This window comes from Gilliamella sp. Gris1-4, from assembly GCF_001690335.1.
GTDB classification, from domain to species: domain Bacteria; phylum Pseudomonadota; class Gammaproteobacteria; order Enterobacterales; family Orbaceae; genus Gilliamella; species Gilliamella apicola_P.
On sequence record NZ_LZHA01000002.1, the window covers coordinates 1 to 11,174 of the forward strand.

General features: G+C 33.2%; 17 protein-coding genes. 12 read left to right on the forward strand and 5 right to left on the reverse strand.

Translation table 11 applies throughout. The features are described from left to right. Window positions 1-90 precede the first annotated feature (90 nt). From A9G31_RS00030 to A9G31_RS00045, 4 genes are all read right to left on the reverse strand, one after another. Window positions 91-375, reverse strand: coding sequence for a hypothetical protein (locus A9G31_RS00030; protein WP_065560218.1), 285 nt, complete (start codon window positions 373-375; stop codon window positions 91-93). A 473-nt stretch (window positions 376-848) separates the two neighbouring features. Further along, a complete protein-coding gene (locus tag A9G31_RS00035) occupies window positions 849-1,679 on the reverse strand; it encodes a DNA adenine methylase (RefSeq protein WP_065559874.1) in 831 nt (276 codons plus the stop codon). Between the two features lie 69 nt (window positions 1,680-1,748). Beyond that, complete coding sequence (locus A9G31_RS00040) at window positions 1,749-3,446, reverse strand: AAA family ATPase (RefSeq protein WP_065559875.1); 1,698 nt, start codon at window positions 3,444-3,446, stop codon at window positions 1,749-1,751. A gap of 64 nt (window positions 3,447-3,510) precedes the next feature. Beyond that, window positions 3,511-4,218 (reverse strand): LexA family transcriptional regulator, encoded by a 708-nt coding sequence (locus tag A9G31_RS00045; protein WP_065559876.1) that lies wholly within the window; start codon window positions 4,216-4,218, stop codon window positions 3,511-3,513. A gap of 132 nt (window positions 4,219-4,350) precedes the next feature. Here A9G31_RS00045 and A9G31_RS00050 point away from each other — a divergent pair, with 132 nt between their 5' ends. The 12 genes from A9G31_RS00050 to A9G31_RS00100 all read left to right on the forward strand — a co-directional run bounded on the left by A9G31_RS00050 (window position 4,351) and on the right by A9G31_RS00100 (window position 10,611). Continuing rightward, complete coding sequence (locus A9G31_RS00050; protein WP_065559877.1) at window positions 4,351-4,554, forward strand: transcriptional regulator; 204 nt, start codon at window positions 4,351-4,353, stop codon at window positions 4,552-4,554. A 17-nt stretch (window positions 4,555-4,571) separates the two neighbouring features. Continuing rightward, window positions 4,572-5,342, forward strand: coding sequence for a hypothetical protein (locus tag A9G31_RS11915; RefSeq protein WP_218056325.1), 771 nt, complete (start codon window positions 4,572-4,574; stop codon window positions 5,340-5,342). Beyond that, the gene (locus A9G31_RS00060; protein WP_065559878.1) at window positions 5,339-6,031 is read left to right on the forward strand and encodes a replication protein P; all 693 of its coding nucleotides are present in this window, start codon (window positions 5,339-5,341) and stop codon (window positions 6,029-6,031) included. The genes A9G31_RS11915 and A9G31_RS00060 overlap by 4 nt, the downstream gene beginning before the upstream one ends. Then, a complete protein-coding gene (locus tag A9G31_RS11520) occupies window positions 6,012-6,215 on the forward strand; it encodes a hypothetical protein (RefSeq protein ID WP_141671302.1) in 204 nt (67 codons plus the stop codon). Before A9G31_RS00060 ends, A9G31_RS11520 begins: the two co-directional genes overlap by 20 nt. Continuing rightward, window positions 6,200-6,382 carry a hypothetical protein gene (locus A9G31_RS00065; protein WP_065559879.1) on the forward strand — a complete coding sequence of 61 codons (183 nt, stop codon included), beginning with the start codon at window positions 6,200-6,202 and terminating at the stop codon, window positions 6,380-6,382. The genes A9G31_RS11520 and A9G31_RS00065 overlap by 16 nt, the downstream gene beginning before the upstream one ends. Before the next feature lie 2 nt (window positions 6,383-6,384). After that, window positions 6,385-6,627, forward strand: coding sequence for a DUF3310 domain-containing protein (locus A9G31_RS00070; RefSeq protein ID WP_065559880.1), 243 nt, complete (start codon window positions 6,385-6,387; stop codon window positions 6,625-6,627). Window positions 6,628-6,937: 310 nt separating this feature from the next. Continuing rightward, window positions 6,938-7,381, forward strand: a complete 444-nt coding sequence (locus A9G31_RS00080; RefSeq protein WP_176700318.1) for a recombination protein NinB — start codon at window positions 6,938-6,940, stop codon at window positions 7,379-7,381. Continuing rightward, complete coding sequence (locus tag A9G31_RS00085; RefSeq protein WP_065559883.1) at window positions 7,378-8,031, forward strand: metallophosphoesterase; 654 nt, start codon at window positions 7,378-7,380, stop codon at window positions 8,029-8,031. Before A9G31_RS00080 ends, A9G31_RS00085 begins: the two co-directional genes overlap by 4 nt. 9 nt (window positions 8,032-8,040) lie before the next feature. Next, a complete protein-coding gene (locus A9G31_RS11680; RefSeq protein WP_176700319.1) occupies window positions 8,041-8,199 on the forward strand; it encodes a hypothetical protein in 159 nt (52 codons plus the stop codon). Window positions 8,200-8,349: 150 nt separating this feature from the next. Then, window positions 8,350-8,898: a recombination protein NinG gene (locus A9G31_RS00090; RefSeq protein WP_065559884.1), complete on the forward strand. Its 549-nt coding sequence runs from the start codon at window positions 8,350-8,352 to the stop codon at window positions 8,896-8,898. Between the two features lie 3 nt (window positions 8,899-8,901). After that, window positions 8,902-9,447 carry an antiterminator Q family protein gene (locus tag A9G31_RS00095; protein WP_065559885.1) on the forward strand — a complete coding sequence of 182 codons (546 nt, stop codon included), beginning with the start codon at window positions 8,902-8,904 and terminating at the stop codon, window positions 9,445-9,447. A gap of 309 nt (window positions 9,448-9,756) precedes the next feature. Further along, window positions 9,757-10,611 carry an endonuclease gene (locus A9G31_RS00100; RefSeq protein WP_081299276.1) on the forward strand — a complete coding sequence of 285 codons (855 nt, stop codon included), beginning with the start codon at window positions 9,757-9,759 and terminating at the stop codon, window positions 10,609-10,611. Here A9G31_RS00100 and A9G31_RS00105 read toward each other — a convergent pair. Continuing rightward, complete coding sequence (locus A9G31_RS00105; protein ID WP_065559886.1) at window positions 10,604-10,795, reverse strand: hypothetical protein; 192 nt, start codon at window positions 10,793-10,795, stop codon at window positions 10,604-10,606. The two genes, A9G31_RS00100 and A9G31_RS00105, sit on opposite strands and share 8 nt — an antisense overlap. Window positions 10,796-11,174: the final 379 nt, after the last annotated feature.

Sequence of the window (11,174 nt, forward strand, 5' to 3'; positions counted from 1 at the left end):
TTTCTGTCTGCTAATTCTGTAAAAAAGCCCTCAAAAGAGGGCAAAGGATTTGCATGTACTCGTCTTTCCGAGTTGTCAAAATTCGTTAGCTTAATAAAATGATTTTTTATTTTTTTCATTAAAATGAAATTCAGCTTTTTCATAACATATGAGCTTTAATGCTTTTTGAACTGAATCAGTGTCAACATCATCCCAACCAAACGCTTTCATTATTTTTTTTTCAATTTCTAGATAATCACTATCGCTGAGTTTGTCATAAAGTTCGTTTGATTGAGCTTTAATTTCTGCTTCTTTAGCATCTTGTATTTCAGTGCCGCTCATCATGTTGCAATAAGCATTTTCGTAACCGTTCTCTACAGCTCTATGTAACATCATCTATCTCCTTTTATTTCAAACTCAAGCGCACTTGTTTAAATGCGCTTTGATTTGAAATTAAATAGCAACCTATTTATTAAAGAACTTGATGGCTAGTCGATCTCTGTCCGAGGCTAGGAGTGATTAAGTCGCTCACCCGATGCGTACTGCTGTGATTGCTATCAAAACCGCTGTACTTTCATATGCCTCAGCTAACTACTTGAATCTCGCTTAACTAATTAAGTAACTCGTGGTATTGCTTAATTCTTTTGTTAAGTTGATTTGTTTTGATGTGTTTATTAAACCATTAGTTGATTTAAATATCAACCATTAGTTGATTAAAAGTTTATGAAAAAATCAACAAAAACAGCTAAACGGTTGGTTTAGTTGATTTTTAAGTTTGTTTAATTGCTTGCTTTTTAATCAATAAAGTGTTTTAAAATTGTGAGATTTTTAGGCGTAAAAAAAAGCGACCGAAGTCGCTTAAATAAAATTTAGTTATTTGGTATTTTTAGTAACTTACTGTAAATAATAATTTCTTTAGCTTTCATTTTTAATTGGGCGCTATAGTTTAAAGTGTGCTCTCTTTGGTGATATTTCTTGTATATTTCTTTTATATTTTCATTATTATCATATGAAACTAACCAATGAAATTTTACATCATCAAGTATTTCTCTGATTTTCACATGATCGTCATGGTTATAATAGTTTCTATATAGCCCTTGTCCTTTTTCATAGTAAGGAGGATCTAAATATACAAAGATACTTTTATTGTTAATAGTTTTTATTTCTGTCAATAAATTTGCTGCATCTTTATTGGTAACATTTATATTTTTTGATTGCTCCCCAATTTTTTTTATTTTTATTGCTAAACTATCTTTATTAAACCTAGCATCAAGTTTATATTGCCCAGATTGTGTTTTGCCCCCAATCACACCTCCTTTTAATATTCCTGACCTATTTGTTCTATTTAAGAAAAACGCAGCAAATCCTAACTCTAATATTGAATGATCATTAGGGTTAGATAATATATTTTTTTGTTTAAGCCATGTGTCAATTGATATATTAGTATCGTACATTAATCTCAAGAAATCTTCTGGTTGGTTTATGATCGACTTCCAAAAAGAGTATATAGCTGGATCAGCATCATTAATATGGATGTTTTTACAAACACCATTAGTTAAAAGATTAAGCGCAACGCCAGCCCCGCCAGCATAAATTTCATAATAATCACAACCAACAATATTGTTGGTTTCAATTATATTCCTAATATGAGGAGAAAACTTAGATTTTCCTCCAGGGTATCTTAATGGAGAATGGTGCATTGTTATATCCAAATAATAATTATAGCCATAAGTATATATTAGCTATTTTTTATTGGCCAGAGTTAAATGTTAATCGGGCCAAATATTTGGGTCAATACCATTAGATGTAGAAACATTTTTAAATAAACATTTTAAATCATGAATAAATTCATCTAATTCAATCTTGTTTTCTTTATTGGCCAACCAATGTCGAAGTAATAATTTAAAAAATAAATCATGTTTTTTAAATAGTTCTTTTCTTTTTTTTCTTATTTTACCATTAGAAGATTGATTTTCTTTTATGAGCTTATGGGAAAGCTTGTCGATTGCTTCAATTTCACATTTTATATGTTCTCTGTAATATTCTTTTGTTATTTGGGATTCTAGTACATCAAGACTAGACCAAAAATCAGGCTGACTATTATAAACATTTAATGAATAATCAAATAATAATTTTTCAGGGCTTTTATTGCTTGGAAGAAAAATAATATTTTTTCTGCTATAAATTTTTTTAAGTTCTTTATAAGCTGTAGGATCTTCATTAGAAGGTCTCTCATCTCCATCAAGAATGGTTATCGAAGGAGTTAATGACCGAAAAAAAACCTCATCATCATTCATATCTTTTAATGTTTGTGCACCAATATTAAATTGACCACAATGTAATGAACTTTCTATTTTTGAAAAATTTTCATTTTCTTTTTTTTTGTAGGTGAGTATTTCTTGTAAAAAAATCCTAGCTTCTGCATCTTCGGTCATGACAGGAATTTTTTTTAATTTGTATTTTCCATCATCAATTTTATTTTTAAGATATAATGATATCCTTTGTAAGGTTGGATTATATAGTATATCAATTTTGCCACTTTTTGTTTCTGGTGTAACGTTATCAATTAAATATGTGATATTACAATGCTTATTTAAAGAATATTCAATTAAAGATAGACTATGGGTTGTGAAGAAAACTTGTATTTTATAATTTTTAGAAAATTTAATAATAATTTCTAATATTTTATTTTGTAAATTTGGATGTAATGTGGCATCTAATTCATCGATTAGCAACATACTTTCGTATTTATTACTCTTATCACTGTTTTCATAAAAATATTTTAAAGACAGCAATGCAGTTAATATAATTTGTATGTTATCTTGTCCCGCTGAAATAGTGTTAGAATCAATTCCGTTTATATTACTTTTGAATGTAGGTCTAGTTTTTATTCCTGCAATATTTTCTTGCGGTAAAATTTCAGTTATTTCAATGTTACATAAATTACTATACAAGTTGTAGTATTCATCTATGTATTCCTGTGGAAGGTATTTTTTTATTGTTGTTATATTTGTGTTATCTGGGATTTCGCCTGTTGGAATTAACCGAGGTAAACCTAAATAGATTATTGGTAATTCTGGAAGATTTTCTTTTTTTCCTTTAGTGTAATTAGGAATTATTCTATATCGATTAGATGCCCCATCATCTTTTACTCTAAAAGGTATTAGATTATCTTTATTCCAGTATTGTATTTCAAAAACTTTTCCATTTGTGTTGTGATTTTTTGAAACGATTCCTGATTTGGTCAAAGACTCTATTTTAGGATTTATTAACTGATTTATATTATTTATTATTTTTAAGCTAGGGTTGCTTTTTAATAAAGGTTGTTTAAATGAATTACTAATTATATATAAGATGGATGTTTTACAAGTTCCATTGCCTCCAGAAATTACATTAATATCATATGCAAAGTCCAGAGTTAGGTCTTTTAATTTTAAATACTCATTTATAATAATTTCCTGTATCATTTTTCGCTTTACCTTGCTTTTTCGTTATCGCTTATATTCAAAAACCGCCGAAGCGGTTAAATTATTAAATAATCGACGATATCCACCACACACGCCCTAGAACAGCAAATTCACCCGATTCGATTTGTTCCTTACTTATAATTTCGTCTTTGAAGTCAGGATTGAAAGATCTGACTGTTATAGTGCCATCCGAGTTTTGAATTAATACCTTTACTTTCTGTGATTCACCGATACGAATAGCATAAATTTTACCATCTTTTATTCGATTATCTGCCATGTCGATTGATAGTGTGTCGCCATCAAACAACCTTGGATTCATGCTGTCACCAGAAACCCTTACCACTCGTATTTTGTCGCAATGAACGCCTTCTCGCTTCAATGTGTTTACTCTAAATGGTAACGTGTACATCTCCGTTTCGCTGTGATTTATCATTCCGTGACCTGCCGAAAGCTCTATATCCAACACAGGAACAGTAACAAATTCACCACTATTTTTTTCTGTGTCACTCATTTCCTCCCATGTTACAGGTTTTAATCTTGAATCCCTGATATTACTGTCATCCATTTTTTTTACACCTTTCCCAGATAGCAACCACTCCAGAGAATACCCAGTGGATAAACATATTGTTCTAGCAGAGGTTGTGCTTATCTTATTTCGTTTAAACCAGTTATTAACAGCCTGATTTGTTACACCTGTTATTTTGGCTAAATCAGATTGTTTAATATTTTTATCAATCATTATTTCATTAAGACGTTGGATTACATCATTCATTTAGGATCTCCTTTACATAGTAATAATAAACCAACGGTTGAGTTTATCAATCAACTAAAATATAAACCATAGGTTGATATATTTTTTTATTTAGTTTATTATTGTTGATAATTTGTTTAACTGGAGGTTTAAGTGAATAAACAACTTACACCATTTGATATGGCGATTGCCGCCGTTGGCGGTACACAAAGAGAATTAGCTAAAAGATTAGGATGTACCGAGCAGAATATTAGCAAATTAAAAAAGAAAGGCTGCATTCCTACTAACAATCCTGAGTTATGGGTTAAAGCTACGGGTTTACCTAAGCAAAAGCTATTTCCTCAATTTTATCAATAAAAATTACTGAGGCGCAAATGAGAATAACGTCTTTTATTAATAACTCCAAATGTATTGAGTGGGATTTAACAATGCAACAAGGAGCGTTGTTTGATCTGCTTAATCAACTTCACACTTGGGCTGAACCTGTTGCTATTGATGGTGAAATTTATTATTGGGCATCAAAGCAGATGATTTGCAATGAAATACCGCTTGCTTACAACAAGATTGATACGGTTTATCGTGCATTGAAGATTTTACGCGAAAAAGGATTAATCAATTACAAAAAATATGGTGAAAAAGATTGTATTTCATTAACAGCAAAAGGCAAAGAGTGGAACTCGGAAATAAATCCGACCCTCGGAAATAAATCCGAGCAAACTCGGATCGAAATCCGAGAAACCTCGGAAATAAATCCGACATATAAGAATACTAATATAAATAATACTAAGATCAGTAATATTAAAAAAATAAATAAAAATGGTTTGGATTTGTCTGGTTTTGAACAACAACCAAGCGAACAAGTTTGGAATGATTTTGTTGAGCATAGAAAAAACAAAAAATCGAAGCTCACACAAACGGCATTGAATTTATTAATTAAACAAATTAACGCCTGCCTAGCGCTTGGTTACACAACTGACGACGTGTTAGCTGAGTGTATGGCTAGGGGATGGGTGAGTATCAAGGTTGAATGGCTGCAAAATACTGGAAATTTTCAGCGGGGTAACCAAGCAAATAGCAATAAATCATTGGCTAGCTCCATGCGTGATGATACGAGCTGGATACACGATATGGATACAGTTCTATGAAAAATATCGCAGAGTTAATCAATACCGGCATGATTAAACATCAACGCGTTCACCAGAAAACATCGGGAGCGGATGAGGTGGCAAATGTTTTTAATTTATTTTGCGAGCAATTAATCATTGTTTTCCCTGCATCATCCGCAGTTTTGAAAGATGAAAACTCAAGAAAAACATTCAAACAACAATGGTTACAGGCATTCAAGGAAAACGGAATAACTAAACTGGAATATCTGCGAGCAGGGCTAAAGGTAGCTAGAGCGCAAAATACCGACTTTTTGCCTTCTACAGGTAAGTTTATTGCTTGGTGCAAGCAAGGTATTGCTGAACAAGTGGGACTACCAGCACCAGAGGAACTAATCAGAATTTTAATGGATTTTAGCGCTCAAAGAGGAATTATTGAAGCCGAAGATTACCCCTTTCCAAATAACGCCTGTTATTGGTTAGTTACTGATTTGATGTATGAATCGAGAGAGCGCAATCTGTCTAAAAAGGATTTGTTAGAACAAGCACGTATCGCGTTGCTTGATATGACAAAAAAAATTCTTGATGGGTACGAAGTGCCAAAGCCAGTTAAACGAATTAGTAGCGCACCAGTTGGCGTAACGTTAACGCATGAACAATCGCTCAGCAAATTACGTGCAATCAAGCGAAAATTTAAAATCGGGTATGTAGATGAGAAAACAGCTAGTTAACCACTGCTCCCAAGGACGTTATCACATGCTCGACAAAATAGCGTATGACTATGTGAGAGCAATACGAGAACCAGGAGCTAATACGGTACAAATTAAACAGCAGTTAGCAGAACGAGTTAAAAAATATTCAGAAGACGACAAAATTAAATTGAGAGAGTTGATACAGAAATGGCTTACAAAATAACAGCAGAAGTAAAAAAAGGTTGGCAAGCGTGGGGAACGGTTGTGTTGCGTCGTGATTCAAGACTCACAGAAAAAGGTTTAATAAAAACGCTGGCTACAGTTGAGAACTCATTCGGCAATACTAAAGTTGATGTGTTGGTCCGTAATTTTGAGTGTGTAAGGGTGTAAAGATGAACGACAACGTAAAAAAACCAAAGCACTATCAAGTAATCAAGGGTGTCGAATCTATCGACATCATAGCGCGTAGCATGACTGTAGAGCAGTTTAGAGGGTTTTGCCTTGGTAACATTCTGAAATATCGAATTAGAGCGGGCAAAAAAGATGCTTTGGAGCAAGATATCGCAAAAGCGAATGAGTACGAGAAGATTTTTGAAACTAAAAAACATCTTTGCATTGATTTGGAGGGCAACTAAGTGACAAAACCAACACTGGGCGATTTTTACAATAACCCGCGGGAAGCATATGAAAACGGGTTTAGATTAACTTGGAAGCATTCAATTTTGCACGTAATTAAATGTACGTTTATTGATGTTTGGTTAGATATTTTTAAATTATTTGTGGGGATTATTGTTGCTCATTTGATACCGATACTGTTTATCATTTTATGCATACTAGCGATTTTGTTAATCATAATCACGATGCCAATATTTTTTCCTTTCTGGATTGTGTCTCATCAATTGTCTACAAGGAAAGTGATTAAAAAATATTTTGAGAGAAGTGATGATGATTAAAGAAATACGATTAACACATGAACAAGCACGCAACACAGCGATTAACGTAATAAATCAATTACCAGTTGATAGCGAGCATCCATTGAGGATTGTAATTGATGAAGACAATCGCACGTTAGCACAAAATCGCATGATGTGGGCTGTTTTAAATGATATCGCAAAACAAGTTGAATGGAACGGAGAAAAGCTCACAGCGGAGGAATGGAAGCATTTAATCACGGCTAATTTGCACGGGCAGAAATGTGTAAAGGGAATTCAAGGCGGACTGGTATTCATGGGGCAATCAACGCGAAGAATGAATAAAAAAGCATTTGCTGATGTGGTGACTTGTGCTGAACAGTTTGGGGCTGAAAATGGCGTTATATTTAGCTCAGATGCACAGGAAGCGATTCGACTAGCTGAACAGTACAAAGACCAATTATCAAAGGTGGCATGATGAATTATTTAAAAATTAACGGTAATGAGTATCAAAAGATATTTACGGTTGGTGATTTACACGGTTGTTACGATTTACTAATGAGCAAGTTAAACGAGGTGAGCTTTGATTTTAAAAATGACTTACTAATAGCTGTTGGTGATTTAATTGATAGAGGTACGCAAAGCTTAGAATGTTTACGATTAATTAATCAGGATTGGTTTAAAACGGTTCGTGGAAATCACGAGCAAATGGCAATCAATGGAATTAACGGAGACGAACAATCATTATTGGCATGGCAATACAACGGTGGGGGTTGGTTTTTCAAATTAAACGATTTAGATAAACAGGAAGCTGTTAACTTAATTAATAAGTGCAATGAATTGCCTTTAGTTATTGAGCTTTCAATCAATAACGAATTAATAGCGTTTGCACACGCAGATTATCCAGCAAATGAATATGTATTCAACAAGCCTATTGATTTAAATAAAGTGGTTTGGAGTCGAGAACGATTTGAAAAATATGATAATACAGGAATAAAAGGTGTTGAATTTTTTGTGTTTGGTCATACTCCGCAAAGAGAAGTGACGCAAGTTGCAAACAGGGTTTACATTGATACTGGGGCGGTTTTTTCTGGCAACCTAGTATTAACTAGGATGGACAATATTTAGGGTAGCATGATGAACAACGAACACAAAGAACAATTAAAACGATACGATGATAAAGAGCAAGAATTAGAGCGAGCAATAGCAATAGTTAGAGAGCAACGCAGAGAATACATTAATCAGCATAATTTAAATAGAGTTAACGACAATGCCGAAGAAACACAAATTAATTAAAACTGATTTTAAATGTCCAGAATGCAATGGAGCTTGTTTGCACAACGTTGACTTGGATTTATTTGTCTGTAATAGACCATTGGTTGGTGTTAACGGAGAAGTAAAAGGCTCTTGCGGTAAGTTTTACAAGAATAAAGCGAAGTTCAGACGATGAAGAGAGAAATAAAGCAGAAAAAATGTAAAAGCTGTGGCAAAAAATTTGCGCTATTTAACTCGCTCGCTCAAGTATGTTCTATTGATTGTGCTATTCAATATGCAAAAGATAACAGCGTTCAAGAGCGAACCAGAATTAAATTAACGCGAATAGCAAAAGAGAGCATAAAAACACGCTCAGAGCATTTAAAGGAAGCTCAAACGATATTTAATGCATTCATTCGAGAGCGAGACAAAAACGAGCCGTGTATTAGTTGTGGACGCTATCACACGGGGCAATATCACGCAGGGCACTATCGAAGTGTTGGCGCATGTCCAGAGTTACGATTCTGTGAGCTGAATGTACATAAACAATGTTCAGCATGTAACAACCACAAGTCCGGTAACATTATTGAATACAGAATTAATTTAGTAAAAAAAATAGGTGTAGAAAAAGTAGATTGGTTAGAGGGGTATCACGAACCAAAAAAATACACGATAGAGCAAATAAAACAGATTAAAGCTGAGTATAAGCAAAAATTAAAAGAGTTAAAAAAGGGTAGATAACAAATGCTAGCAGAATATATGTACGTTGATGATGAGCCAAAGGAAATTGTAAAACCAGTTACGCGGGTTAGGTTTCAAGCTGATTACGATATTACTGACGTGTTGAGATTGTGGGGTAATTGGTCAAGAAAGGAAGCTTACAAGAAGCAAGGTGCGCTAAGCTTGTATCAATCTCAAGAACCAGAATATAAAGAGTTATGTTCAGATAACGATGGATTGATTATAGACGGCATTATTTCAAGCATGAAGAACATTAGATTTCAAAAAACAAAGGAAGAAGCTCTTGTTTTAATAAAATCATATTACGGCGACGAAATATTAGATGATGATTATGTTTTTATTGAGCGTTACAAAGTAAAAGAGTCTTGCTCTATTCTTATTAGACCAAGAACATTAAGAGAGATAGCAAGCGAGCTTGGTTGTAGTGAGGGTAATGTTAGAAAAATTAAAAGCTCAGGTGAAAGCCACGTTATAGGCGCTTTGGCTCAACAGACCCAACAAACAGGAATGGAATTGGAACTATTTAAAAAAATAAATTTATTTAAATAAAGTGTTGACTGCGTACGCAAGAAGTAGTATAAATGTATCAACATGAAATTATTGTATATAAAGCTCGCAAATGCGGGCTTTTTTATTATCTGTTAGAAGTTAAATATGTTTAGAGATGGAATTATTTAATTATAGCAAAAAAATCTTGATTTCTTAAGAGTACAGTGGTATAAATTACCCAGACTGGAATTTTTGTATCCAAACTGTTTTTAAATAGAAGCCCAATTTTAATAAGTTGGGCTTTTTTATTCTAATTTTGTAATTTTTATATTAAACTGCGCGCTTTCTAAGCGCAGGTAATATTAAATTATGAAAAAAATAGCTTTAATTTTAGTTTTATTTTTATTATTCCCGCCGATTTCAAATGCGAAAAACTGTAGAAAAGGCATACCGTGCGGCAATTCATGCATATCGGCTTCTAAAACGTGTCGAATTGGAACGTATTCAGTAGCACCGACGCCAAAGCCGAAAAAGCCAAAATCAACACCAACGCCAACATCTAATCAAGTTGCAATTAGTAAGCAAAATTTTGACAATGCAAAAACTCAGCTTACTAAGATATACAAATCAAATCCAGAGCAAACCGAATTTTATTGCGGATGTGATATTTCGTGGACAGGTAAAAAGGGTGTTGTAGATTTTGGTAAATGTGGTTATAAGCCCAGAAAGAATTTAAATAGAGCGTCTCGCATTGAATGGGAACATGTTATGCCAGCCGAAAATTTTGGTAGACATCTGCAATGCTGGCGAGATGGTGGGCGTAAAGCGTGTAAAAAAGATGTTACCTTCAATCAAATAGAAGGGGATATGCATAACTTACAACCAGCAATTGGCGAAGTAAATGGAGACAGGTCTAATTATCGTTATTCGCAGTTTACTAAAGAATTTACACAGTACGGACAGTGTAAAACTGCTGTAGATTTCAAAGAAAGAAAACTTCAACCTCGTAACGAAATTCGCGGGATGATAGCACGTACATATCTCTATATGTCTGATAAATACAAAATTAATTTATCTAATCAAGAAGAAAAGCTGATGACTGCATGGGATAAAATGTTTCCACCCAAAAAATGGGAATGCGAACGCAATCAACAAATTAAACAAATTCAGGGTAATGATAACAAATTCATTACAGAGCAATGTAATAAAGAAAGCCTCAATTAAGAGGCTTTTTATTATCAAGGTAAAATTTCACAGCATCAACAATAAGTTGAGCTTGTGATACATCTAGGTTTTTACTTGCTTGTTCAATTAATGCGATATCATCAACGTGTAGTTTGAAGCCTTTTACTTTAACTCCTCGTTTTTGGTCGCTTTTTTGATTAATTTCAACTCTTGTTAATGCCATGTTATCCGCCTTGATTTTTTAAAATTAAATTGTTATATTTAAGGTCATCGGAGAGGTTTCCCTCTCCTTTGAACTACTTTAGAATGCTGGGGAGCTAATCAAAAGTAGCAGAATTAAAATGAATATTTTCTTTTTCATTTTTCTTCTCCTTAAGCCCTCGTCTTAGGTCGGGGGTTTACCTTATCAAGTCCCTCACTTGATGCTTATTATTGTAAGTTAACTTACAATAAAAGTCAACACTATTTATCTAAATAATTTTAATTTTTATAGATTTATTACTGAATAAAATTAATGAAGTCTTATATGCATTTTTGTGTTTTATTTATCAAAAGATAAATAGTTGTTGTATTGCTACTTTAAGTTGAATCTAATTTTACTA

Bases quoted from the DNA above. Each gene is read 5' to 3' on its own strand.
- A9G31_RS00090 (WP_065559884.1), top strand. From the start codon at position 8,350: ATGAAGAGAGAAATAAAGCAGAAAAAATGTAAAAGCTGTGGCAAAAAA.
- A9G31_RS00065 (WP_065559879.1), top strand. From the start codon at position 6,200: ATGGCTTACAAAATAACAGCAGAAGTAAAAAAAGGTTGGCAAGCGTGG.
- A9G31_RS00100 (WP_081299276.1), top strand. From the start codon at position 9,757: ATGAAAAAAATAGCTTTAATTTTAGTTTTATTTTTATTATTCCCGCCG.
- A9G31_RS00060 (WP_065559878.1), top strand. From the start codon at position 5,339: ATGAAAAATATCGCAGAGTTAATCAATACCGGCATGATTAAACATCAA.
- A9G31_RS00105 (WP_065559886.1), bottom strand. From the start codon at position 10,795: ATGGCATTAACAAGAGTTGAAATTAATCAAAAAAGCGACCAAAAACGA.
- A9G31_RS00035 (WP_065559874.1), bottom strand. From the start codon at position 1,679: ATGCACCATTCTCCATTAAGATACCCTGGAGGAAAATCTAAGTTTTCT.
- A9G31_RS00085 (WP_065559883.1), top strand. From the start codon at position 7,378: ATGATGAATTATTTAAAAATTAACGGTAATGAGTATCAAAAGATATTT.
- A9G31_RS11915 (WP_218056325.1), top strand. From the start codon at position 4,572: ATGAGAATAACGTCTTTTATTAATAACTCCAAATGTATTGAGTGGGAT.
- A9G31_RS11680 (WP_176700319.1), top strand. From the start codon at position 8,041: ATGAACAACGAACACAAAGAACAATTAAAACGATACGATGATAAAGAG.
- A9G31_RS00045 (WP_065559876.1), bottom strand. From the start codon at position 4,218: ATGAATGATGTAATCCAACGTCTTAATGAAATAATGATTGATAAAAAT.
- A9G31_RS00070 (WP_065559880.1), top strand. From the start codon at position 6,385: ATGAACGACAACGTAAAAAAACCAAAGCACTATCAAGTAATCAAGGGT.
- A9G31_RS00080 (WP_176700318.1), top strand. From the start codon at position 6,938: ATGATTAAAGAAATACGATTAACACATGAACAAGCACGCAACACAGCG.
- A9G31_RS00030 (WP_065560218.1), bottom strand. From the start codon at position 375: ATGATGTTACATAGAGCTGTAGAGAACGGTTACGAAAATGCTTATTGC.
- A9G31_RS00095 (WP_065559885.1), top strand. From the start codon at position 8,902: ATGCTAGCAGAATATATGTACGTTGATGATGAGCCAAAGGAAATTGTA.
- A9G31_RS11520 (WP_141671302.1), top strand. From the start codon at position 6,012: ATGAGAAAACAGCTAGTTAACCACTGCTCCCAAGGACGTTATCACATG.
- A9G31_RS00040 (WP_065559875.1), bottom strand. From the start codon at position 3,446: ATGATACAGGAAATTATTATAAATGAGTATTTAAAATTAAAAGACCTA.